This window comes from Amycolatopsis sp. NPDC051371 (assembly GCF_040682155.1).
Classification (GTDB): Bacteria; Actinomycetota; Actinomycetes; order Mycobacteriales; family Pseudonocardiaceae; genus Amycolatopsis.
The window spans coordinates 19,200-42,403 of sequence record NZ_JBFBAG010000057.1; the positions used below are offsets into that span (position 1 = coordinate 19,200).

22 protein-coding genes are annotated in these 23,204 nt (G+C 71.8%); 13 read left to right on the top strand and 9 right to left on the bottom strand.

Annotation, left to right across the window (positions count from 1 at the left end):
- Both AB0M59_RS45190 and AB0M59_RS45195 read right to left on the bottom strand, forming a co-directional pair.
- The coding region (locus tag AB0M59_RS45190) for a PadR family transcriptional regulator (RefSeq protein ID WP_364628052.1) at positions 1 to 605 on the bottom strand (605 nt) is incomplete at its 3' end.
- A gap of 6 nt (positions 606 to 611) precedes the next feature.
- Positions 612 to 1,001 carry a nuclear transport factor 2 family protein gene (locus tag AB0M59_RS45195; RefSeq protein ID WP_155547168.1) on the bottom strand — a complete coding sequence of 130 codons (390 nt, stop codon included), beginning with the start codon at positions 999 to 1,001 and terminating at the stop codon, positions 612 to 614.
- Between the two features lie 175 nt (positions 1,002 to 1,176).
- On the opposite strand from AB0M59_RS45195, the gene AB0M59_RS45200 reads away from it, so the two are divergent.
- Complete coding sequence (locus AB0M59_RS45200) at positions 1,177 to 2,019, top strand: intradiol ring-cleavage dioxygenase (RefSeq protein ID WP_364628054.1); 843 nt, start codon at positions 1,177 to 1,179, stop codon at positions 2,017 to 2,019.
- Here the strand turns inward: AB0M59_RS45200 and AB0M59_RS45205 are convergent.
- From AB0M59_RS45205 to AB0M59_RS45215, 3 genes are read right to left on the bottom strand one after another with little or no spacing between them, the layout of a single operon-like run.
- Complete coding sequence (locus tag AB0M59_RS45205; RefSeq protein WP_364628056.1) at positions 2,016 to 2,450, bottom strand: Ohr family peroxiredoxin; 435 nt, start codon at positions 2,448 to 2,450, stop codon at positions 2,016 to 2,018. The two genes, AB0M59_RS45200 and AB0M59_RS45205, sit on opposite strands and share 4 nt — an antisense overlap.
- On the bottom strand, positions 2,447 to 3,190 hold the full coding sequence (locus tag AB0M59_RS45210) for an SDR family oxidoreductase (protein WP_364628058.1): 744 nt from the start codon (positions 3,188 to 3,190) through the stop codon (positions 2,447 to 2,449). Before AB0M59_RS45210 ends, AB0M59_RS45205 begins: the two co-directional genes overlap by 4 nt.
- Before the next feature lie 56 nt (positions 3,191 to 3,246).
- Positions 3,247 to 3,849, bottom strand: coding sequence for a hypothetical protein (locus tag AB0M59_RS45215; RefSeq protein ID WP_364628060.1), 603 nt, complete (start codon positions 3,847 to 3,849; stop codon positions 3,247 to 3,249).
- A gap of 71 nt (positions 3,850 to 3,920) precedes the next feature.
- Between AB0M59_RS45215 and AB0M59_RS45220 the strand changes: the two genes are divergently transcribed.
- The gene (locus AB0M59_RS45220) at positions 3,921 to 4,328 is read left to right on the top strand and encodes a cupin domain-containing protein (RefSeq protein ID WP_364628062.1); all 408 of its coding nucleotides are present in this window, start codon (positions 3,921 to 3,923) and stop codon (positions 4,326 to 4,328) included.
- A 74-nt stretch (positions 4,329 to 4,402) separates the two neighbouring features.
- Positions 4,403 to 5,278, top strand: coding sequence for an RNA polymerase sigma-70 factor (locus AB0M59_RS45225; protein WP_364628064.1), 876 nt, complete (start codon positions 4,403 to 4,405; stop codon positions 5,276 to 5,278).
- 213 nt (positions 5,279 to 5,491) lie between these two features.
- Here AB0M59_RS45225 and fadD8 read toward each other — a convergent pair whose 3' ends face one another.
- Positions 5,492 to 7,087 (bottom strand): fatty-acid--CoA ligase FadD8, encoded by a 1,596-nt coding sequence (gene fadD8, locus AB0M59_RS45230; RefSeq protein ID WP_364628065.1) that lies wholly within the window; start codon positions 7,085 to 7,087, stop codon positions 5,492 to 5,494.
- 132 nt (positions 7,088 to 7,219) lie between these two features.
- Positions 7,220 to 8,608: an alpha/beta hydrolase domain-containing protein gene (locus AB0M59_RS45235; protein ID WP_364628067.1), complete on the bottom strand. Its 1,389-nt coding sequence runs from the start codon at positions 8,606 to 8,608 to the stop codon at positions 7,220 to 7,222.
- Positions 8,609 to 8,895: 287 nt separating this feature from the next.
- Between AB0M59_RS45235 and AB0M59_RS45240 the strand changes: the two genes are divergently transcribed.
- Positions 8,896 to 10,167, top strand: a complete 1,272-nt coding sequence (locus tag AB0M59_RS45240) for a sigma-70 family RNA polymerase sigma factor (RefSeq protein ID WP_364628069.1) — start codon at positions 8,896 to 8,898, stop codon at positions 10,165 to 10,167.
- A gap of 31 nt (positions 10,168 to 10,198) precedes the next feature.
- Here AB0M59_RS45240 and AB0M59_RS45245 read toward each other — a convergent pair whose 3' ends face one another.
- Positions 10,199 to 12,499, bottom strand: coding sequence for a PQQ-dependent sugar dehydrogenase (locus AB0M59_RS45245; protein WP_364628071.1), 2,301 nt, complete (start codon positions 12,497 to 12,499; stop codon positions 10,199 to 10,201).
- Positions 12,500 to 12,779: 280 nt separating this feature from the next.
- Positions 12,780 to 13,439, bottom strand: a complete 660-nt coding sequence (locus tag AB0M59_RS45250; RefSeq protein ID WP_364628073.1) for a helix-turn-helix domain-containing protein — start codon at positions 13,437 to 13,439, stop codon at positions 12,780 to 12,782.
- An 80-nt stretch (positions 13,440 to 13,519) separates the two neighbouring features.
- Between AB0M59_RS45250 and AB0M59_RS45255 the strand changes: the two genes are divergently transcribed.
- The 9 genes from AB0M59_RS45255 to AB0M59_RS45295 all read left to right on the top strand — a co-directional run bounded on the left by AB0M59_RS45255 (position 13,520) and on the right by AB0M59_RS45295 (position 23,196).
- The gene (locus tag AB0M59_RS45255; RefSeq protein ID WP_364628075.1) at positions 13,520 to 14,365 is read left to right on the top strand and encodes an NAD(P)H-binding protein; all 846 of its coding nucleotides are present in this window, start codon (positions 13,520 to 13,522) and stop codon (positions 14,363 to 14,365) included.
- A 56-nt stretch (positions 14,366 to 14,421) separates the two neighbouring features.
- A complete protein-coding gene (locus AB0M59_RS45260; protein WP_364628077.1) occupies positions 14,422 to 14,943 on the top strand; it encodes a PadR family transcriptional regulator in 522 nt (173 codons plus the stop codon).
- Positions 14,940 to 15,629 (top strand): ABC transporter ATP-binding protein, encoded by a 690-nt coding sequence (locus AB0M59_RS45265; protein ID WP_364628079.1) that lies wholly within the window; start codon positions 14,940 to 14,942, stop codon positions 15,627 to 15,629. The genes AB0M59_RS45260 and AB0M59_RS45265 overlap by 4 nt, the downstream gene beginning before the upstream one ends.
- Entirely contained in the window at positions 15,626 to 17,869 is a 2,244-nt protein-coding gene (locus AB0M59_RS45270; RefSeq protein ID WP_364628081.1) for an FtsX-like permease family protein, read from the top strand. The genes AB0M59_RS45265 and AB0M59_RS45270 overlap by 4 nt, the downstream gene beginning before the upstream one ends.
- Before the next feature lie 170 nt (positions 17,870 to 18,039).
- Positions 18,040 to 18,858, top strand: coding sequence for a hypothetical protein (locus tag AB0M59_RS45275; RefSeq protein WP_364628083.1), 819 nt, complete (start codon positions 18,040 to 18,042; stop codon positions 18,856 to 18,858).
- Between the two features lie 234 nt (positions 18,859 to 19,092).
- Positions 19,093 to 20,097 (top strand): LacI family DNA-binding transcriptional regulator, encoded by a 1,005-nt coding sequence (locus AB0M59_RS45280; RefSeq protein WP_364628084.1) that lies wholly within the window; start codon positions 19,093 to 19,095, stop codon positions 20,095 to 20,097.
- A complete protein-coding gene (locus AB0M59_RS45285; RefSeq protein ID WP_364628086.1) occupies positions 20,094 to 21,056 on the top strand; it encodes a sugar ABC transporter permease in 963 nt (320 codons plus the stop codon). Before AB0M59_RS45280 ends, AB0M59_RS45285 begins: the two co-directional genes overlap by 4 nt.
- On the top strand, positions 21,056 to 21,883 hold the full coding sequence (locus tag AB0M59_RS45290) for a carbohydrate ABC transporter permease (RefSeq protein WP_364628088.1): 828 nt from the start codon (positions 21,056 to 21,058) through the stop codon (positions 21,881 to 21,883). Before AB0M59_RS45285 ends, AB0M59_RS45290 begins: the two co-directional genes overlap by 1 nt.
- Before the next feature lie 32 nt (positions 21,884 to 21,915).
- On the top strand, positions 21,916 to 23,196 hold the full coding sequence (locus AB0M59_RS45295) for a sugar ABC transporter substrate-binding protein (protein WP_364628090.1): 1,281 nt from the start codon (positions 21,916 to 21,918) through the stop codon (positions 23,194 to 23,196).
- Positions 23,197 to 23,204: the final 8 nt, after the last annotated feature.

The window sequence follows — 23,204 nt, forward strand, 5'->3', positions numbered from 1 at the left end:
CCCGGGGTGTTTTTTCCAACCATTTTTAAAACCCCGCGCCCCACCCCCCGACCCGCGGCCCGGCGTTCGAGGATCTTCAGCGACTGCTCGCACCAGCGGAGGTTCTCCCGCTCGAACGACAGCCCGCGCATCAGCGTCAGGTACGGCCCCACCCGCTCGGCCTCCGCGAGGTAGTCGTCCTCGAAGCGGCCGTCGAGCAGGCCCGCCCGGAGGCGCTCGTAGCGGGCGATCTTCGTCTCCGCCCGGGTCATGCGCTCCGCCAACGCCCGGCGGACCGCGGCCTCGTCGCCCGAGTCGACCGCCTGGACCTGGATCAGCAGCTCGTCGCGGATCACGCCCGGGCGGGGCGGGCGCGCCGTGAAGTCGCGGAGGGCCCGCGTGCCCGCCTCCGTCAGGGAGAACAGCCTCTTGTCGGGCCGCTTCTCCTGGTGGACCAGCCGGGCGCGGACCAGGCCGTCCGCTTCCAGCCGGTCCAGTTCGCGGTAGAGCTGCTGGGGCGTCGCCGGCCAGAAGTTCGCCACCGATGCGTCGAACCCCTTCGCCAGGTCGTAGCCGGAGGCCTCGCCCTCCAGCAGCGCCGCCATCAGCGCGTTGCGCAGCGACATAGTCAACTAGTTGAGTGCTTCGCGCTGGATCTGGTCGAACTGGGCCGCCATCGCTTCCGACAATGCCTGCGCGGCCGACAGCGGCCGGACCATCACCGTGAACTCGTCGATCAGCCCGTCGTCGTCGAAGTGCAGGAAGTCGCAGCCCTCGACCCTCGCGTCGCCGATCCGGGCCTCGAAGACGAGCGCGTGGTCGCGGCCTTCGCCGCCGCTCAGCTCGCGCACGTAACGGAAGTCCTCGAACACGCGCAGCACGCCGCGGAGGATCGCGGCCGTGATCGCCTTGCCCGGGTACGGCTTGAACGCCACCGGGCTCCGGAACACGACGTTCTCCGCCAGCGTCGCCGCCATGGCGTCGGGATCACGGGCCTCGACGGCCTTCCGGAAGCTGGTCATGCCTCACCTCACCTAGTCAATTTGTTGAGTATGAGCGTACCCCGTAAGTGACCGCTCGGCGACCCACAGCCTCACCACAGCTCCACCACAGCCCCGGCCGCCACCTTGGTTCAAGGCCGGCGTAGGTGACCGTCAACCGGCCTTTACTCCCGAACCCCACCGCGAAAGGACACGCATGGACCACGACCACGAAGGACAACGGGTCAGCAGGCGCCGGCTGCTCACCGGGGTGAGCTCGGTCGGCTTGGGCGCGCTCGTCACGGCGTGTGCGGGCAAGAGCCCCGTCACGACGTCGACGGGGGAGACCGTCGCCTTGGAGGCGGTGACCGACGCGGACCTCACCGCGCTGTTCGCCGGCGCGCGGACCTGCACCCTCACCGCGTCGACCACCCAGGGGCCCTACTACTTCGACGCCGACAAGATCCGCAGCGACGTCCGCGAGGACAAGCAGGGCGCGAAGCTGCGGCTGGCCCTGCAGGTGCAGGACAGCGAGACGTGCAAGCCGATCCCGCACGCGGTGGTCGAGATCTGGCACTGCGACGCGGGCGGCCTGTACTCCGGTGCGGAAGCGGCGTCCGGCGGCGGCGGTGGCACTCCGCCCACCGGAAATCCGCCGACCGGGACCCCGCCCACCGGCGGCCCGCCGCCCGGCGGCGATGCCGACCTCGAGCCGACCGACGACAAGCGGTACCTGCGCGGCGCCCAGGTCACCAACCAGCGCGGGACCGTCGAGTTCACCACGATCTGGCCGGGCTGGTACCGCGGCCGCACGATCCACGTCCACGTGATGGTGCACGTGGGCAACGAAAAGACCCTCACCACGCAGCTGATGTTCGACGAAACCCTGAACACGCAGGTGATGGCGACCCAGCCCTACGCGCAGCGCACCGGCCGGGACACCTTCAACGACGGCGATTCGATCTACCGGCCGAGCATGCTGCTGAAGGTCACCAAGGCCCGTGACGGGTACGTCGGCTGCATCGTGCTCGACGCCGACCCGGACCACGACGGCGTCTAGCGCAGTTTCGCGTACGGGCACAGGATTTTCGCCCGTTCGACCAGCCGCTGGACGTCGTCGGTGCCCGGCCAGGTGACCGCGACTTCGGTGTGCAGCAGGGAACCGGCGCCGGCCGGGTCGCGGCCGACGGCCACCGTCACCGCGACGGTCAGCGTGGCCGGGTCGGCGCCGGTTTCCCTCGCGAGCACGCTCAGCGTCGCGTGGAACGAGGCGGCGTACCCGGCCGCGAACAGCTGCTCCGGGTTGGTGCCGTCGCCCTCCCCGCCGAGCTCGGCGGGGAGCCGGAGGTCGAGCCGGAGCGTGCCGTCGGCGGAGCGCGCGCGGCCGGACGCCCGGCCGTGCGCGAGGGAACCGCCGTCCACCGTCACGGTGGTCGTGTAGAACGCCGTGCCCGCACGGGTGGCGCCGGGCCACCCGTGCGGCGCGGTCACGACCGGGCCAGCCAGGCGGCGAGCTTGGTCTCGGCGAGCTTCGCGCCCGGGCCGGGCAGGAGGTCCTCCGGTCCCGGCACCGCGCCGAAGTACGGCGCCTTCGGGTCGGTGACGACCTCGCGCGGGTCCTCGCGCGCGGTCAGCACGGTACGCACCCACTCGTCGAGGCCGAAGACCTCCGGGCCGGCGATCTCGGTGAGGCCGCCGATCGGCTGCCCGGCCGCGGTCCGGGCCACGGCGGCGGACACCTCGGCCGCGGCCATCGGCTGGACGCCGGCGCCCGGCAGGTGCACGACGCCGTCGATGGTCGAGCCGTCGGCGATCCCGCCGGCGAACTCGAAGAACTGAGTCGCCCGCACGATCGAGAACGGCAGGCCCGACTCGGTGATCAGCTTCTCCTGCGCGACCTTGGCGCGGAAGTAGCCGACGTCCGGCTGCCGGTCGGTGCCGACCACCGACAGCGCGACGTAGTGCGTGACGCCCGCTTCCTTCGCCGCCGCGACGAGATTCCCGGTCGAGGTGCGGAAGAAGTTCATCACGTCGTCGTCGGCGAACGACGGCGAGTTCGACACGTCGATCAGGACGTCCGCGCCCAGCAACACCTCCTTCAGCCCTTCGCCGGTCAGGGTGTTCACGCCGGTGCTGGGGGCGGCGGCGACCGCCTCGTGGCCGTGCTCGGCCAGCCGCGCGACCACGTTCGTGCCGATCAGGCCGGTTCCGCCGATGACGACGACCTTCATGTCCGTTCCTTCCGCTCGGCGCCGTCCCGGAGGACCCGGGACGGCTGCACAATCCACTAGGACAAGACAGCGCGTTCGTTCGTGACAACCGGCCAGCCTCGCAGCTTGGCGGGGTTGAGGACCAGCCAGAGGTCGGTGATCACCCGGTCGCGTGCCCGCCAGAGGACGACCGCCGCAACGCGGTCGCCCACCTGGACGACGAGGCCGGTGCCGCCGTTGACCGAGCGCTCGTCCACCCGCGTGCCGGGGCGGGGTGCCAGCAGCGCGAGGACGGCCCGCGTCACCTCGGCGCGGCTCCGCACCGGCCGGTCCGCCGTGCGCAGCTTGCCGCCGCCGTCGAACCAGGCGGTGACGTCGTCGGCCAGCAGGGCGCCCAGTGCCGCCTCCGATTCCTCGGCGCACGCGGCGCGGAACCGCCGCGCGAAGTCGTCGGTCGGCGCAGGGCGAGGGGGAGCGGCGAGCCGGTGCAGGCAGCGGCGCCCGGTCGCCCGGGTCAGCCACTCCGTCGGCGACGCGACGGCCGCCCGCTCGGCGGCGCCGAGCGCGTACCAGGCCCGGTAGGCCTCGTCGACGACCTCGCCGGACCCGGCGAGCCAAGCGGCGACGTCCTCGAGGTGGCGGCGTTCGGCCAGCAGCTCGGCCAGCGCGGGATCGACCATGTCCGTTCGACAAGACGGCGCGCGGGAACGTGACGTGTCACAGCGGCAGGGGCTGTCTTGTCCTCACTGGCATGACCACCCACATCCCGGGGCCGCCCCCGAAGCTGGACGTCGTCGCGACCGTGCCGGGCGCGCCGCAGATCCACGAAAACGCCGAAGCCATGACCATCCTCGTCACGCTGCCGCCGGGGAGCCCGGGCGCGCCGCCGCACCGGCACTCGGGACCGGCCTACGGTTACGTCCTCAAGGGCGAGATCGTCTTCGAGCTGGAAGGCGAGCCCGAGCGGGTCGTCAAGGCGGGCGAAGCGTTCTGGGAGCCGGGTGGCGACGTCATCCACTACCAGGACGGCAACCACCTGCCGGATGCGGAATCCGCGTTCGTCGTCACGATGTTCTGCGTGCCCGGGCGGCCGATGCTGGAGCCGGTGAGCGCGGAAGAGCTGGCGCAGCGTCGCGACCGTCGCGCGCCGAGGCCGTGATTCGCCCGGACGGATGATCAACACCGGTCGTCCGTTCTCGGTACGCTGCCGCCGGAGGAAGGGGATCCGCACGCATGGAGGACACCGGTCTCGAGGACGCGACCGCCGTCTTCGCCGAGGTGCGGCCACGGCTCTTCGGCATCGCGTACCGCATGCTGGGCAGCGCCGCCGACGCGGAGGACCTGCTCCAGGAGGTGTGGCTGCGCTGGCAGGCCAGTGACCGGGCCGCGGTGCGCACCCCGGCGGCCTACCTCGCGACGACGACCACGCGGCTGGCGATCAACGCGACCAAGACGGCCTACGCGCGCCACGAGACCTACCTCGGCCCCTGGCTGCCGGAGCCCGTGGACACCTCGGCCGATCCCCAGCTGGGGGCCGAGCGGGGTGCCGCGCTGGAGCTCGCGGTGCTGCTCCTGCTGGAGAAGCTGACGCCGACCGAGCGCGCGGCTTACGTGCTGCGCGAGGCGTTCGACTACCCGTACGTCCAGATCGCCGAGATCGTCCAGACGACGGAAGTCTCGGCCCGCCAGCTCGTCAGCCGTGCGCGCAAGCACCTCGCCGCGGAACGGCGCACGCCGGCCGCGCTGCCCGAGCAGCGGCGCCTCCTGACCGCGTTCGTGACCGCTGCCCAGGAAGGCGACTTGTCGACACTGGAAGAGCTTCTCGCGGCCGACGTGATCAGCTACTCCGACGGCGGCGGCGTGGCCCGCGCGTCGCGCATCCCGGTGCGCGGCGCGACGACGGTGGCGAAGTACGTCCGCGCGTTCAAGGACCGTTTCTGGGAGGGCGTGACGGTGACCCCGGCGCTCGTCAACGGCGCGCACGCGATGCTGCTGTCGCGTGACGGCGAGGTGTTCACGGTGCTGACGGTCACGGCGTCGGCCGACGGCATCGACCAGGTGCTGTGGATGATGAACCCCGGGAAGCTCAAGGCCGCCGTCGCAGCCTGAGCTCGCCGGGCCGGCCAAGCTGGACCGGAGGTCGCTCGGGCGCCGGCGTGTCTTGAATGAGTCATTCAGGACCTCCGAAGACCTGAATGACTCATTCAAGACGTTGGGTGGGGCGGCGGCGAGCGTGTGACCGGACTTCTGCCGGGACCCCTGACGGCCGGCGAGGTGAACGACTCGTTCAGGACACGCGGCGGCCGGGTCCCGGATAACGTCCTACACGCTCGCGCTGCGGGGCTCGTACTGGGCCCGCAGCGCCTTCTTGTCCGGCTTCCCCAGCCCCGTCATCGGCAGCGACGCCGCCACGATCACCTGCTTCGGCACGTGGACCGGGCCCTTCCGCTCCCGCACCGACGCTTGGATCTCGCCCGTCAGCTTCTCGATCGCCGCGTCGTCGGCAGCCGCGTCGGAACGCAGGACCACCACCGCCGTCACCGCTTCGCCCCACTTTTCGTCCGGGGTGCCGATCACGCCGACCTGGGCGATCGCCGGGTGCGTCGCCACCACGTCCTCCACCTCGCGGGGGAACACGTTGAATCCGCCCGTCACGATCATGTCCTTGACGCGGTCGACGATGAACCAGAAGCCGTCCTCGTCCTCGCGGGCGACGTCGCCGGTGTGGAGCCAGCCGTCGCGGAACGTCTCCGCCGTCACCTCCGGCAGGTTCCAGTAGCCGGCCGCCAGCAGCGGGCCCGCCACGCAGATCTCGCCGGGCTCGCCGGGCGCGACCGGGTTGCCGTCGGCGTCGAGCAACGCCGTGCGCAGGAACGCCGACGGCCGCCCGCAGGAGGACATCCGCGCGTCGTCGTGGTCGCCCTTGGCGAGGTAGCTGATCGCCATCGGGGCCTCGGACTGGCCGTAGTACTGCGCGAAGATCGACCCGAACCGGTCGATCGCCTCGCGCAGCCGCACCGGGTTGATCGACGCCGCCCCGTAGTACACCGTCTGCAGCGACGACAGGTCGCGCGTGCGCGAGTCGGGGTGGTCCATCAGGGCGTAGAGCATGGTCGGCACCAGCATGGTCGCCGTGATCCGCTCCTCCTCGATGATCCGCAGGACGTCGGCGGGGTCGAACTTCGGCACGACGATCAGCGAGCCGCCCTTCAGCAGCGTCGGCGCGAAGAACGCCGCGCCGGCGTGGGAAAGCGGGGTGCAGATGAGGAACTTCGGCGCTTCGGGCCACTCCCACTCGGCGAGCTGGATCTGCGTCATCGTCGCCATCGCCTGGGCGGTGCCCATGACGCCCTTGGGCTTGCCGGTCGTCCCGCCGGTGTAGGTGATCGAAACGACCTGGTCCGGAGGCAGGTCGACGGGCTTCAGCGGGCCCGGCTCGAACTTCGCGGCGGTCTCGGTCAGGTCCTTGCCGACGTGCGCGAGCTGCTCGGGCACCGGCCCGATGGTGAGCACCTGGGTGAGCCCCGGCACCTTCTCGAGCAGGCCCAGCGCGCGCTCGACGAACATCGGCACCGGGTCGATGATCAGCGTGGTGATCCCGGCGTCGCCGAGGATGTAGGCGTGGTCGTCGAGCGAGCCCAGCGGGTGCAGCGCCGTCCGCCGCGACCCCTGCATCTGCCCGGCCGCGATGATCAGCAGGACCTCGGGCCGGTTCAGCGACAGCAGTGCCACCGCCGCGCCCGTGCCGGCGCCGAGCTCCTCGAAGGCCTGGACGTACTGGCTGACCTGCTCGGCGGTCGTGCCACCGGTCATCGTGGTCTCGCCCAGCACCATGACCGGCGCGTCCCGGTGGCGCTTCAGGGCGGAGACGACCAGATGCCCGAGGTGGTTCGGATGCCGCATCGCCTGCTCGTCCATCCCGGTCCCTTCGACGGCGCAATACTAGAACACGTTACTGTTTTCGGCACTATACCCGCACGGGGCAAGGGCTGTCCGTCTCCAGTTTCGGTGGAACAGGTTTCATCTCCGGAATGACCCGGCGGCCGCGGCTCACGGGATGGGGGCGGCCTGTGCCCGGGCGACGGCCTCGTCGCGGTCGGCGGGCAGGAGGTAGCCCGCGCTCAGTGCCCGATCCGCCGCGGCCGTGAACTTCCCGACGTACGTGGCGTGGTCCGGGTAGAGCTGCCGGATCCGTGCCGCTGACAACGGTGTCGTCGTGCCCAGCAGCAGGCATGCGCCCGGCACGTTGCCGCCGCTGTTGTTCGGCGCGTACGCCGCCACCGGCGCGTCCAGGTCGGGCAGGCGGATGCCACCCAGGGCGTTCTGGTCGGCGTCGCGGCGGATGAACAGGCCCAGCAGCAGGGAGATCGGCGTCGCGAGCGGTGGGGCCGCGCCGCCGCGGGCCCAGCGGTCCAGGTGCGCGAACGCCGCGTTCTCCGCGTACCGGAACGTCATGCTGTTCACCGGCTTGTCGCACGTCGTGGGCGCGCCGTCGTTGATCGACCGGTCGCGGGCGTTGGCCGCGTTGTAGAGATCGAGCCCGTACCGGTCGGCGTGCGCCGTGCCCGCGACCTCCCAGGTCCGCACCCGCGCGGTGTCCTGCCGGACCGACGCCGACGCGACGACGTCCGTCTCCGACTGCAGGACGAACACCGGGACGCCGAGATCGGTGCGGATGCGGGCGGACAGCGGACCGATGACGCTGTCGCCGATCGGGGCCGCCAGGGCCGCCCGGCCGTGGATCATGAGGCCGTCGTAGACCCCGCGCACCGGTTGAACAGCGTTCGCATAGGTGGTCAGCCGCAGCGCGGACTGCGAGTGCCCGGTACCGAGCACGACCGCCGGCGTGCGGCCGCCCAGCAGCTCCGGATGCGTCCGGACTGCCTGCGCCGCCTGCGAAAACACGTCGTAGGAGAGCGAGTCGGAGCCGATGTCCACGGTGCCGTAGCGGGCCGGGTCGAGGCTCTTCAGCTTGTCGGCCCCGGCTTTCTGCGTCGTCACGCCGACGTAGGCGTAACCCTCCCGCAGGAAGTGCTCGTACGACTGGGAGAAGTCGACCGGGATGTCGACGCCGAAGCTGACGTTCAGCCACTCGACGACCGCGGTGCCGTTGAACCGCGCGGGATCGCTCGGCCGCACCACGACCATCCGCGTGGTGTAGGGGTTTCCGGTGGTGGCGACGTGCGTGGCCCAGCGGCCGTCGTCGGTCCACAGGCCGTCCTGGGCGTACGTGTCGGCCTGGCCGGAGACAAGATACTCCTGCTCGACGTACCCGCGGCCGGCGAGGTCGAGCACGCCCTCGGCTCCGCTGACGGGCCAGCCCTTGCCTGCGTTGGCGGGTATCGCCGTCACCGTCGGCGCGGGGGCGGCTTCGGCCACGCCGGTGACCAAAACGGCTGGTAGCAGCAAGGTCAGCAGAAGACACCGGACTCTGCGCATGGGGGAGACCTTCCTGATGACGGACGTCGACCGTCCACTTCGGACACATTCGCGGTGGCCACCGCCCTTCGTCTCTACCCGCCCGGTAACGTCGCGGCAACGACGGGCCGCCGGGCCGGGACGAAACCGGGCCGGAGTACTCAGTCACCTGACAAGACGCGGGTCCGGGATACTCACCACGGAAGAAAAAGGGCTTTCCGCGCCGAAACCTTGCGCCCGGCCTCTCGTTGGACGACTATCGCGTGACGTTCTGCACGTGCAAGCGCACGAGCAAGGGGGAGGTGCGGGTGACCGAGGTGGCGCCGGCGGTGGCCGGGACGACGGACGTCCCGAGCGACGCGGTCTTGATCCAAGCGGTACGCGGCGGGGACATCGCCGCGTACGGCCAGCTCTACGACCGGCACTTGGCCGCGGCTCGCCGGGTGGCGGCCGCGATCGCGTCGGATGCGGCGGAGCGGGACGACCTCATCGCCGAAGGATTCACCCGCGTACTGCGGATTCTGCGGTCGGGCGAGGGCCCGGACGAGGAATTCCGGCCGTACCTGCTGACGACGATCCGGAACACGATGATCAGCTGGCGCCGGCGCGACTCCGCGCTCTCGCTGGTCGCCGAGGTGCCCGACGTCCTGCCGAGCGAGGGCAGCGACGAGCCGGTGGACAGCCGGATGCACGGCACCGTCGCCGCGGGCGCGTTCGCGAGCCTGCCCGAGCGGTGGCGGACGGTGCTGTGGCGGACCGAGATCGAGGGCGAGTCGCCCGCCCGGATCGCGGAGGACTTCGGGATGACGCCCAACGGCGTCGCCGCGCTGGCCTACCGCGCCCGGGAAGGGCTGCGGCAGGCGTACCTCGACCAGCACGTCCCGGAGGCCCGGCGGCGCACCTGTCGCGTCGTCTCCGGCCAGCTCGCCCGCTGGGTCCGCGACGGTGTCGGGGACCACAAGGCGCACCGGATCACGACCCACCTGGACCGCTGCGCGGACTGCCGGAAGCTGGCCACCGGTCTCCGGGAGCTCAACGAAGAACTGCCCGCCGCCGTGGCCCCGCTGATCCTGGGCATCCCGGTCGTGACGCACTGGCTGACCACCACCGGATCCCTCGCCTCGTCCGGGGCGGCCGCGAGCACCGGCGCTTCGGTCCTGTCGTGGGCCACCGCGGCGAAGGTGGCCGCCGCGAGCGCGGCGCTGGTCACGACGGTGACGATCGGCGCGAGCACGTCCGACATCGCGCCACCGCCGCCGGCGACCGGTGCCGAGGGCTCGACGACGCAGCCGGTCGGAACCAGGCCCGCGGCGGGCGTACCGGCCGGCAGCGACCAGCGGTCGACCTCGGAGGCACAGCTCACGTCGGTGCCGCCCACGCCGGAGTCGTCCGCGGAAGAGGCGGCGGCCGAGGGCCAGGTCGAAACGACCGGCGCCGACGGGAAGGTCACGAAGGACAAGCAGGCGGCGAAAGAATCGAAGCAAGCCGCCAAGGAGGAGTCGAAGCAGGCGGCGAAAGAGTCGAAGCAAGAGTCGAAAGAATCGAAAAAGGCGGAAAAGACGAAGCAGCCCGGGGAATGACCCGGCCCCGAGGCAGGGCCGGGTCATCCGCTCAGCAGGGCTGCAGCAGCCAGCAGAGCCGGTACTTCGCCTGATAAGTCGCGGAAGCCGCCGGGGCGACGATGTTCTGCGTCCGCGCCCCGCCGTGCGCCCAGCTCGCGAAGGCGTACTTCAGGTTGAGCGGCGGCAGGTTCTGCGGGCTGTCCGCGCTGACGGAGTTGGTGGAGCCGGCGATCACCGTCCGCGAGAACGGCGTGCGCTGCTGGGTCCCGCCGACCGTGAGCAGCGCCTGGTTCGGGCTCGACGTGAAGTTCAGCGACACCGTCTTCGGCTGCAGGTCGATCGTCTTGGCGCCGGTTCGGCCGGTCGAGTCCGTCGCCGTCAAGGTGAGCTGCAGGTACGACGGGTACTCGTGGTCCGGCGCGACGAACGTGCCCGACGCGACGCCCGGGAAGTCCTGGACGTTGTGCGTGTGGCAGGTGCCGTTGGCCGCGCAGTGCCGGATCGCGAGCCGCCAGGACAGCGCCGAGGGCGGCAGGTCGCCGTCCTGGGCGTCGATCGCCCGGCCGGAGAACGCCACGGGCTGGCCCACCGACCAGGTCAGCGACGCGGCGGGCGCGTCGATGACCGGCACCGGGTCGAGCCCGGCGGGCGTCCCGACCGTGACGCGGACGGTCGTGGTGGCGGTCGCGCCGTGGGAGTCCGTCACCCGCAGGCCGGCGTCGACCGCCGCTGCCGCGGTGTACGTCCAGGCCGGGTCCGGGGCCGCCGAGTCGTCGTACGCGCCGTCGGCGTCGAGGTCCCAGGCGTAGGTCAAGGTGTCACCGGCGTCCGGGTCGGTGGACCCGGTGCCGTCGAACCGGACGGTCAGCGGGGCGGGCCCGCTCGACGGCGTCGCCGTCGCCGACGCGACCGGCGGCCGGTCGGTGCCGCCCGGGTAGCTCACGCGACGCAGTTCGCCGGCGCCCAGCGCGACGTAGAAGATGTCGCCGCCGGGTCCGGTCAGCACCTGCACGGGCGTGTTCGCGCCGGTCACGAACGGGACCAAGCGGCTCGGGCTGGGCTGGCCGTTCGCCGTCTGCATCGCCCAGATGCAGCCGCGCGAGGAGTCGGCGAAGAACAACGCGCCGGCGTACGCGGCGGGGTAGTTGCTGCCCGACTCGAAGGCGATCCCGCTGATCGACGAGCCGCCGGTGGGACACGGGTCGCTCGCGACGACCTTGGCGTTGTGGTTGTAGGCGTAGAACGGCGCGGCCTGCCCGCCGGAGGTGTACAGCGATTCGCAGCGGTCGAGGTTCGCGCCGTCGTAGCCGGCTTGCCGCGCGGTGCCTTCGAAGCAGGGCCAGCCGAAGTTCTCCGCCACCGCGTCCCCGGCGTTCGTGACGCGGTTGATCTCCTCCCAGGTGTTCCAGCCGACGTCGCCGGCCCAGAGTTCGCTCGTCCCGGGCCGGAACCCGAAGCGGAACTGGTTGCGCGCGCCGTAGGCGATCACGCGCCGGGCGTTGGCGTCGGAGCTGCTCGCGAACGGGTTGCCGGGCAGGCCTTCCCCGGTGTCGGGGTCGAGACGCAGGAGTGTCCCGTTGAGCAGCACCGGTTGCCCGGCGGCGCGACGCGGCGACTGCGACCGCAGCGCGCCGCCTTCGGCGTCCGGCGGGGCGAGGTTGGTGCCGGCGGCGGAAGGCGGGTCGGCGCAAGGGTTTCCGACCTGGCCGTAGTCGGCGAAGTTGAAGCTGGCGCCGTCGCCGCCGCCCGCGTACAGGGCGCCGTCCGGGCCGAAGGCCAGCGAGCCCACCGAGTGGCTGGGGAACTGCTGGCACCAGCCGGTGACGAGGGGTTTCTCGCTGACGGCGGTGCCGGCCGGGCCCATGGTGAGCTGGGAGATCCGGCCGGTGACGACGCAGCCCTGGTCGGTCGCGCCCGGCGGTGTCGGGCAGGTGTCGCCCCACTTCGGCGCGGTGCCGCCGGGCAGGGCGTCGAGGGTGTAGGAGACGTAGACGTACGGCCGGGCGGGGAAGGCGGGGTCGACGGCCAGGCCGAGCAGGCCGCGATCCCAGAAGTCCTGGGTCGGGGTCCGCAGGTCGGCGAAGACCGTCGCGGTCGGGTCGGCGAGGGAGTCGAAGACCTTGACCAGGCCGCTCTTCTCGGCGACGAAGACCCGCCCGTCGGGCGCGAACGCCGCGGCGGTCGGCGAGGTCAGGCCGCCGATCGCGACGGTGTCGGCGAAGCCGGTGGGCACGGCCGCGGCGGGCGCGGCGACGGCTACCGCGAGGGCGCCGGCGAGCGGCACGACCACCGCGGTGGCCAGTGCGCGTCTTGATCTTCGGGGGAACAGGGGACGGCGGAAGAGTGTCATGCGAACTCCTGGTGCGCGGGGACCGGGACCGTCCCGTATGGCGCCGGAAGTCCGATAGTTGTTACATCTGGGCGGGAAATGCACACGAACCGCGCAGTCGGAGTCGGAGGGTGCTGAGCCGCGCCGCCGCCGGCGGCGCGGGGTGCCCACGCGACCCGGCCGACCCCGGCAATGGACACGACCGGTGTTCGCTGGAGGCGGCCGCTCGAACGTCTTGAATGAGTCATTCAGGACCTCCGAAGACCTGAATGACTCATTCAAGACATTTGGTGGGCCGGACTCAGCCGCGGTCCAGCCACTCCGCCAGCAGGGCACGCTCGGCGCCGGTGAGCTTCGACAGCTCCGGAGGTGCGGCGGCCGGGACCGGCGCGTCGGTGAGGATCCGGGCCAGCACGGCTTCGTACATCGCCTCGGCGAGACCGAGGTCGAACTCGAGACCCAGGTCCGGATCCCGGTCCTCCGGCGGCCGGGCCAGCAGAGCGAGCACGGCCCCCGTGCCGGCGGCGTGGATCAGTTCGACCGCGAGAGGTTCGGGCACCCGCAGCCGGCCGGTCTCCGCGATGCGGTGCACGCGGGCGCGCAGGACCGCCAGCCCCGCCTCGGCCGCCGGGGACGTCCGGCCCGGCGTCACCAGCAGGCCGAACAGTGCCGCGTTGGCCACGCCGAAGGCGATGTGCGCGTCCCAGCCGGCGCGGAGGTCCGCGATGGGATCGCCGTCCTGCGCGGCCGTCTTCCCGGTGACGTAGGCGGTGAACACGTGTTCGGCGACGGCGTCGAGCAGCGCGTCCTTGTCCTCGAAGAACCGGTAGAGCGCCGGCGCCTGCAGGCCGGCCGCCCCGGCGACCGCGCGGATGGTGAGCGCGGCCGCGCCTTGGTCGTCGAGGAGCCGCGCGGCGGTCTCGATGATGTGCGTCCGCGTTTCGCTCCGGCTCTTCACCATGGTTCCGATGGTAACTCACTCTTGCTGGCGGTGGTGCTAACGTGGTTAATATCAACGCTACCGAACAGAGGGGATCCACCATGATCGTGATCACCGGAGGGACCGGCAAGCTCGGCTCCCAGGTTGTCGAGCAGCTGCTCCGGCGCGTTCCGGCCCAGCAGGTCGGTGTCAGTGTCCGCGAGCCCGCGAAGGCGGCCGGCCTCGCCGAGCGCGGGGTGCGCGTGCGCCGCGGCGACTTCGCCGACACGGACTCGCTGGCCGACGCTTTCGAAGGGGCGACGCAGGTTCTCGTCGTCTCGACGGACGCCACCGGCGAGACGGCGTTGCGGCACCACGTCGCGGCGATCGATGCCGCGCGGGACGCCGGCGCCAAGCGGGTGCTCTACACGAGCCACCAGGCCGCGGCCGACGACTCGCTCTTCGCGCCGATGCCCGACCACGCCGCGACCGAACGCCACCTGGCGACAGCCGGCCCGTCGTTCACGGCTCTGCGTAACGGTTTCTACGCCGCGACCGTCCCGCTGCTGCTGGGCCAGGCGCGGGAAACCGGCGAGCTGGTCGCGCCCGCCGACGGGCCGGTGTCGTGGACCGCGCACGCCGACCTCGCCGAAGCCGCGGCGGTCATCCTCGCCGACGAGGGCCGGTTCGACGGGGCGACGCCGCCGCTGACCGCACCCGTCGCCCTCGACCTGGCGGACGTCGCGAGCCTGCTCGGTGAGCTCACCGGACGCACGATCCGCCGGGTGGTCGCCGACGACGACGAGTGGGTGGCGGGCCTGACCGGGCACGGCGTCCCCGCCGAGCAGGCCGCGATGCTGCTCGGCATGTTCCGCGCCGCCCGCCGGGGCGAGTTCGCCGCCACCGGTCCGGACCTCGAAGAACTGCTCGGACGGCCCGCCACCCCGCTGCGGGCGATCCTGGAGTAGTCACTATGAACGGGGTGTATAAACACTAGCTATACACGCCGTGTACAGTCCGTCGCATGTCGATCGGACACACCTTGCTCGGGTTGCTGGAGAACGGCCCCCGGCACGGCTACGACCTCAAACGCGCTTACGACGACCGGTTCGGGCACGACCGCCGCGTCCACTACGGCCAGGTCTATTCGACCCTGGCCCGGCTGCTCAAGCAGGGACTCGTCGAGGCCGACGGCATCGAGGCCGGCGGCGGGCCCGAGCGGAAGCGCTACGCGATCACCGAGGCCGGGGTCGCCGACGTCGGCACCTGGCTGGCGACCCCGGAGAAGCCGGAGGCCTACCTGCAGAACACGCTCTACACCAAGATCGTGCTCGCCCTGCTCTCCGGCCGTCCGGCCACCGACGTCCTCGACGTCCAGCGCTCGGCGCACCTCGACGCCATGCGCGAGCTGACCCGCCGCAAGACCGGGGGCGACCTCGTCGACCAGCTGGTCTGCGACCACGCGCTGTTCCACCTGGAGGCCGACCTCCGGTGGCTGGAGCTGACCGCGGCCCGGCTCGACCAGCTGGCGAAGGAGATCGCGTGAGCACCACCGAGGACGTCCTGCTGGAGGCCACCGAGGTCCGGAAGGCGTACGGGCCCACCGACGCGCTGACGTCGGCGAGCCTGCGGGTGCGCGCGGGGGAGGTCGTCGCGCTGATGGGCCCGTCCGGGGCGGGCAAGTCGACGCTGCTGCACTGCCTGGCCGGGATCGTCCGGCCCGACGACGGCACGGTCCGGTACCAGGGCGCCGACCTCGCGCTGCTGACCGACCGGGGGCGCTCGGCGTTGCGCCGCACGGACTTCGGGTTCGTCTTCCAGTTCGGCAGGCTCGTCCCGGAGCTGACCTGCCTGGAGAACGTGGCCCTGCCGATGCGGCTGAACGGCGAGCGCGGCCGGGTGGCGGCGCGGCGGGCCCGCGAAATGCTGGGCGAGCTCGACCTCGCCGACGTCGCGGGCAAGCGGCCGGGCGAGGTGTCGGGCGGGCAGGGCCAGCGCGTGGCGGTGGCCCGCGCGCTCGTGACCGGCCCGCGGGTCGTCTTCGCCGACGAGCCGACCGGCGCCCTGGACTCGCTCAACGGCGAGCAGGTCATGCAGCTGCTGACCACCGCGGCGCGCGAGCGTGCCGCCGCGGTCGTCCTGGTGACGCACGAACCGCGCGTCGCGGCGTACTCCGACCGCGAGGTCGTCGTGCGCGACGGCCGGACGCGGGAGCTCGAGGTGATCCGGTGATCCGGCGCTGGGTCGCCGACCTCGCGCTCGGGATGCGCCTCGCGCTCGGCGGCGGCGGAGCACGGACCGCCCTGGTGCGGCTCACGCTGACCGCGGTCGGCGTCGGCCTCGGCGTCGCCGTCCTGCTCACCGCGACGTCGGTGCCGAACCTGCTCGCCTCCCGGGACGACCGGGCCGACGCGCGCGTCTTCGACCAGCGGGCGGCGGCCGGGGGCGTCGACCCGATCCACGCGGTCCGCCGGAACGACGAGTTCCGCGGCCGCGGGCTGCAGGGTTACCTCGTGCAGCGAACCGGGCCGCGCCCGCCGGCCGCGCCGGGCGTGGACCGGCTGCCGGGACCGGGGGAGGCGGTGCTTTCCCCGGCGCTGGCGGAGCTGCTGCGGTCGCCGGAGGGCGAGCTGTTGCGCCCACGGCTTTCGCAGCGGGTGATCGGCACGATCGGCGAAGCCGGGCTGACCGGCCCGAACGAGCTGTTCTTCTACGTCGGATCCGACACCGTCGCGCAGCAGCCGGACGCCGTCGTGGTGAGCGGCTTCGGGACCGAGACCTCCCGGCGTGGCTTGTCCTCGCTCGAGCTGCTGCTGGTCGTGGTGGGGGCGACGACGTGCCTCGTGCCGGTGTTCGTCTTCGTCGTCACCAGCACCCGGCTCGCGGCGGCGGCCCGGGACCGGCGGCTCGCCGCGTTGCGCCTGGTCGGCGCGGACCGCGGTCAGGTGCACCGGATCGCGGCCGGGGAAGCGCTTCTCGGCTCGTTCGCCGGCCTGCTCGCCGGCCTCGCGTTGTTCCAGCTCATCCGGGTGCTCGTCCCGGAGATCACCGTGTCCGCCTTCCGCGGCGGCCTCTTCGGCACCGACGTCGTCCCCGACTGGCGGCTCGGCGTCCCCGCTCTGCTGGCGCTGCCGGCGCTGGCGTGCGCGGCGGCCGTGTTCGCGCTGCGGCCGGTCGTCATCGAGCCGCTGGGCGTCGAGCGGCGGGCGACGCGGACCCGCCGGAAGCTGGCGTGGCGCCTGTTCCCCGCGGTCGCGGGCGGCGCTCTGCTGCTCACCGGCCTGGGCGGCGACGGCGCCGACAGTCCCGCCGTGGTTGCCGGGGTGGTCCTCGTCCTCACGGCCGTGCCCCTCGTGCTGCCGTGGGTGGTCGAGCGGGTCGCGGGCCTGCTCGGCGGCGGTTCGCCCGCGTGGCTGCTGGCCGTCCGCCGCCTCCAGCTGGACAGCGCGACGGCGGCGCGCCTGGTCAGCGGCGTCGCCGTGGTACTGGCCGGATCCATTGCGCTGCAAGGGGTCTACGCCAGGGCCGAGAGCGAACGGCCCGCGCCGCGGGAGATCCGGGTGCTCGCGAGCTACTACGCCACGAGTGTCGCCGACGGCGACGCGTTCACCGCCGCCTTCCACGCGCTGCCCGGGCTGGGCGACGCGCCGGTGCGGACCGGCGCCATGATCGAGACCGCGTCGGGGGAACGCACCTCGATCGTCGTCGAGAACTGCCCGCTGCTGCGGGCCCGCACCGGGATCGCGGACTGCCGCGACGGCGACGTCTACGCCGCGACGACCCGGAGCAGTTACGTGCTCCAGCCCGGGGACCACGTGTGGTTCTCCGAGGTCCGCCGGGCCCGGCGGACCGACCTTCCTCAGTGGACGGTGCCGGCGGTGCACCGCGTGGCGATGTCCGGGCCGGACGCGCCGGAGCTGATCGTCACCCCGGCCGCGCTGGCGACGGCGTCGGGTGTCGGGCTGACGGTGTCGGCGACCCTGCCCACCGCCGACCGGGAGCTGGTGGAGCACGTCCGGAACGTGGTGGGGTGGAACGGATCCGTGGACTCGCTCGGCACCGGGCAGGACGGCACCTACGCGCTGATCACCCGGGTGCTGTCGGTCGGTTCGGTGCTGGTGCTGCTGTTCGTCGCGGGCAGCCTGCTGGTCGCCGCGTGGGAGCAGCTGCGGGAACGGCGGCGCAGCCTCGCCGCGCTGGCGGCCAACGGCGTCGGGCGCGGCGTGCTCGCCCGGTCGCTGGTGTGGCAGCTGGCGATCCCGGTGGGGGTCGCGGTGGTCGTCGCCGTACCGGCCGGGCTCGCTCTCGACTGGCTGGTGCTCAAGTTCGTGGTGCACCGCCCGATGACGGCGGACGTCCCGGCGATCGCGACCCTGACGGCGACCGCGATCGCCGCGGTACTGTTCGTCACCGCTTTGACACTGCCCGCGTTGTGGCGGACGACGAACCTGGAGAATTTGCGCGAAGAATGACCCGGGACGGCGGCGGGTCCGGTTGTTTCCGTATCCGCCGCCACCCGGAAAGTCCACCGGGTGACCCGGATCCGCCCGAAAAGGCGCCCTTTTCGCCGTTGTGGCGCTATCCTCTTTCCGCGATCGTGAATACGTCGATATCCGCCGCCCCACGATTTCGAGGCAAGCCGATGCGCACTATGTACGACGCCGTCACGGCGCGGAACATCCTCAAGAAGGACGGCCGGCCGGCGCTGGTCGCCGGGTACATCGACCGGATCAAGCTCGCGCCGTGGACCGCCGCCGACTGGGCGCTCTTCCCGAACGCCCTGAAGGTGCGGATCGTCAAGAAGGCGTCGACCGACGACGGGCACGTCCTCGACGTCGAGCCGGGCGACGCCACGCCGGAGGAGGCACCGGGCTGGGCCCGGCGGCGGCGTGCGTCGGGGTTCGCGTACCCGGTCATCTACTGCAACCGGTCGACCTGGCCGAAGGTGAAGGCCGCCTTCAAGGCTCAGCGGGTCGAGCCGCCGCTGTACTGGATCGCCACGGCCACCGGCAGACCCGAAATCCCGGAAGGCGCGATCGCCGCGCAGTACCTGCTGGACGTCGCGCCCGGCATCGACATCTCCGTCGTGGCCGACTTCTGGCCCGGCGTGGATTCGCCGGGATCCCTGACCGTCGAACCGGAAGTGGAAATCATGGAACGCATCACCGTCACCCCGCCCAACACCGGGCAGAACGCGGTCCGGCTCAACCTGTCCGGCAGCGCCGGCGCCGCCCTCATCGTCCGTCCGCGGATCAACGGCGAAGGCTTGGCGAAGCCGATGTGGGTCGGCAACATCTTCGCGTGGGGCTCGGACAAGACGGGCGTCGGGCACAACCCGAAGTCCGACCCGCACTACGACGACCGGCTGACGTCCCACCGCCGCTTCGCCCTGCCGGGCGCGCTGTGGGCCGACCTCGAGTACAGCGCCGCGGAGCCGTTCGAGATCGACGTCGTCGGCTGAGCGGGGGTCAAGACGCCGCGGTCGCGTTCCCGGAGGGTCGGTTCGTGAGCCGGCCCTCCGGGTATGCGAGCTGACCCTCGTGGACCGCGCCACGTGACTGCCTGGCTCCTCTCCGTGCTGTGTTGACACGCCCGCCAGCGGGGTGTCAGTATCGGGATTAATCCGATTGGAAACGTTTCCAACTTCGCCTTCCGCACCTGGAAACGTTTCCAAGAACGCACAACGAGGTAGCCGATGACGTCAACACGGGCCACGCTGCTCCAGGTCGCCGAGCGCGCCGGGGTTTCACTGGCCTCGACCTCGCGGGCGCTGCACGGCACCGGGGCGAGCCCGGCCATGGTCGAGCGCGTCCGCGCCGCCGCTGCCGAACTCGGGTACAGCGCCGACGCCATCGGGCGGTCGTTGCGGCTCAAGAAGACCTTCCAGGTCGCCTTCGCCGTCGCCGACATCGGGAACCCCGTCTACGTCGAGATGATGCGGGCCATCCACGAAGTCCTCGCCCCGCACGGGTACCGGGTCGTCGTCATGAGCACCGGGGACACCGCGACGTCGACCACTGAGCTCGTGCGCAGCCTCAACAGCGGGTTCGTCGACGGCATGATCGTCAGCCCGCTGCGCACCGACGACCGGCTGATCCGTGAGATCCAGCAGGCGCCCGTTCCCGTCGTGGTGATCGGACGGGCCCTGGACGACCGCGGCATCAGTTCGGTCTCCACCGACTCCGCGGGCGGGATCGGCGCGGCCGTCCGCCACCTGCACGCCCTCGGCCGCCGCCGGGTCGGCTTCCTCAACGGGCCGCTCGACACCACCCCCGGCGCGTCCCGCCAGCGTGGGTTCGACGCCGCCACCAAGACGACCGCCTTCGACGACGTCGACCAGGAGATCGCGGGCGACTTCACCGTCTCCGCCGGGCTGGAAGCCGCCCGGACGCTGCTCGCGCGCGGCGAGTTCGACGCGCTCGTCGCCGCGAACGATCTGCTGGCCATCGGCGCGATCCGGGCCGTGCGGGAGCTGGGCCTGTCGGTGCCGGAAGACGTCGCCGTCACCGGCATGGACGACACCGAGATCGGCCGGGTCTTCCAGCCGAGCCTGACCAGCGTGTCCCTCGGCTCCACCGAGCGCGGGCGCGCGGCGGCACGGATCATGCTCCAGCTCGCCGAGGACCTGGACCACGCGGCGCAGCAGATCACCGTCGGCCCGGAGCTGATGGTGCGCGAATCGACCGGGGGTGCGCGATGACCGCGACGCTGACCCGCCCGTCGCCCCCGAGCGGGAAGAAGAAAAGGCCCGCGCTGGCCCGTACCCGGCGCCGCGAGGCGATCGGGCTGGTGCTGCCGTCGCTGATCCCGATCCTCGTGCTGAGCGTCGCGCCGCTGGTCGTCGGGATCTTCCTGGCTTTCACCGACGCGCGCCTGGTGCGCCACCCGGACTACGGTTTCGCCGGCGTCGACAACTTCACGAAGCTCGTCGGCAACAACCTGTTCTGGGACTCGCTGCGGATCGGCATGATCTGGACCGTCGGCGTCACGGTGCTCCAGCTGGCCGCCGCGATGGGCCTGGCTCTCCTGCTCAACTCCGGGCTCCGGCTGCAGGGCCTGACGCGGGTGCTCGCGCTCGTGCCGTGGGCGATGCCGCCGGTCGTCGTGGCGATCATGTGGCAGATGATCTATTCGGCCAACGGCGGCCCGCTCAACGCCGTCCTCGGCAGCGTCGGCCTCCCGGACGACATCAACTGGCTCGGCGACTTTTCGGTCGCGCTGCCCGCGGTGATCGTGGTCGGCGTCTGGGTCGGCATGCCGCAGACGACGGTGACGCTGCTGGCCGGCCTGCAGCAGATCCCCGCCGAACTGCAGGAAGCCGCCGCGGTCGACGGCGCGGGCGCGTGGCGGCGGTTCACCGCGGTGACGTGGCCGAGCCTGCGCCCGATCGTCACGTCGATCACGTCGCTGAACTTCATCTGGAACTTCAACTCGTTCTCGCTGGTCTACGTGCTCACCGCGGGTGGCCCGGGCGGCAAGACGATGGTCCCGGTGCTGTTCATCTACCTCGAGGCCTTCAAGAACCGCGAGATCGGTTACGCCGCCGCGATGGGCCTGGTCCTCGTCGTCGTGGTCGTCCTGATCCTCGCCGTCTACCTGCGGTCGCAGTTCCGTGACGACCGTGCCGCCGGCAGTGTTCGAAAAGGAGGGGGGCGCTGATGCGAGGCCTTGTGCGCCCGGCGCAATACATCGCCCTCGCGCTGTACATCCTGTTCCTCGGCTTCCCGCTGCTGTGGCTGCTTTCCGCATCGGTGAAGTCCTCGGGCGAGCTCAATTCGCTCACGGTGAGCCTGCTGCCGAGCGAATGGCACTGGGACAACTACACCGAAGCCCTGGAAAAGCAGGGCCTGGTCCGGTCCGCCGCGAACAGCCTGATCGTCGCGCTCGCGTCCACCGCGCTGGCGGTCGTCATCGCCGTGCCCGCGTCCTACGTGCTCGCGCGGCTCAAGGGCAAGGTCCGCGCGGCCGGCGTCGGCTGGATCCTGGTCAGCCAGGTGTTCCCGGTGGTGCTCATCATCCTGCCGCTGTACCTCATCCTGCGGACGCTCGGCCTGGCCGACAACCTCGCCGGCCTGACGCTCGTGCACACGACGTACATGCTGCCGTTCGCGCTCTGGATGCTGCAGGGGTACGTCGCCGCGATCCCGGTGGAACTGGAAGAGGCCGGGGCGGTGGACGGTGCGACCCGGCTGACCGTGCTGCGCACGATCGTCTTCCCGCTGCTCGCCCCGGGCGTCGCCGCGACGGCGATGTTCAGCTTCGTCTCGTCGTGGAACGAGTTCTTCTTCGCGCTGGTCCTCCTGCAGTCGCCGGAGAACTACACGCTGCCCATCACGCTCAACATGTTCGTCGGCGGGGAGGGCAAGGTCGCCCTCGGCCCGCTCGCCGCCGGCGCCGTGCTCGCCGCCATCCCCAGCATCGTCTTCTTCAGCATCCTGCGGAGGAAGCTCACCAGCGGCCTGATGGCCGGGGCGGTGAAGGGATGAACCCCACTGAGAAACCCTCGAAAGGTCGGTCGATGAAGACACGACGCATGATTGCCGCCACCGCGCTGACGGCCGTCGGCCTGCTGCTCACCGCCTGCGGGGGCGGTGGCAGCGGAGACGGCGGGGACGGGCCGGTGACCCTCACCTTCCAGTCCCTGTCCGACCAGCCCGCCGCGATCGCCGCGACGCAGAAGATCGTCGGCGACTGGAACAAGGCCCACCCGGACGTGCAGGTCAAGGTCGTCCAGGCGGGCTGGGACGGCGTCTACGACAAGCTGATCACCCAGTTCAACGCGGGCACCGCGCCGGACATCGTGCACTACGAGGCGGCCGGCATCGCGCCCTTCGCCACCGACGGCTACCTCGCGGACCTGACGCAGTACCTGCCGGAGCAGAAGCGCGCGGACATCCCGAAGGGCGTGCTCGACTCGGTGACGGTCGACGGCAAGGTGATCGCCGCCCCGACCGAGCTGCAGTCCTATGTGGTCTTCGCGAACAAGACCCAGCTGCAGCAGGCGGGCGTCACGATCCCGACCGGCGCCACGATGAGCTGGGACCAGCTGCGCGACATCGCCAAGGCGACCACGAAGGACGGCAAGTTCGGCCTCGGCTGGGGCCTGTCGAGCCCGACGGCGGCGTTCGTCGCGCTGGCCCCCGGCTTCGGCGGCAAGTACTTCGACGGCACCGGCGACAACGCGAAGCTGACCGTCGGCCAGGGTGAGCAGGCACTGCCGCAGCTCGTGGACGCCATGGCGCACCAGGACCACTCGATCCTGCCGGTCACGCTGACGCAGTCGGGCACCAAGGCGCTCGCGCCGTTCTACGCGGGCCAGATCGCCATGACCGTCCAGGGTTCCTACCAGGCGGCCAACATCGCGAAGGACGCGCCGAAGGGCTTCGACTGGGTCGTGCTCCCGCCGCTGGCCGGCTCGGCCGGGCCCGCGCAGGCCGCGAACCCGCAGACGCTGTCGGTGAACAAGGACTCCGGTCACGTCAAGGAGGCCGCGGAGTTCGTCGACTTCTTCACCAGCACCGACAACCTCGCCGCCATCAACGAGGCGGACGCGCTGATCCCGCCGACGACCTCGGCGCGGCAGGCGCTCACGACCAAGCTCGGGGCGAAGAACGGCTGGAACGCGATCCTCGCCTCCGGCCAGTACCTCACCTCGGCGCCCTACCTGTTCGCCGGCAAGTACGCGCAGTGGAAGGACACCGTCGCGACCCCGGCGTACCAGCAGTTCCTCGGACAGAAGATCGACGCCGCCGGCCTCGCGAAGCAGCTCGAAGACGGCTGGAAGAGCGTCAGCAAATGACAGGAGCG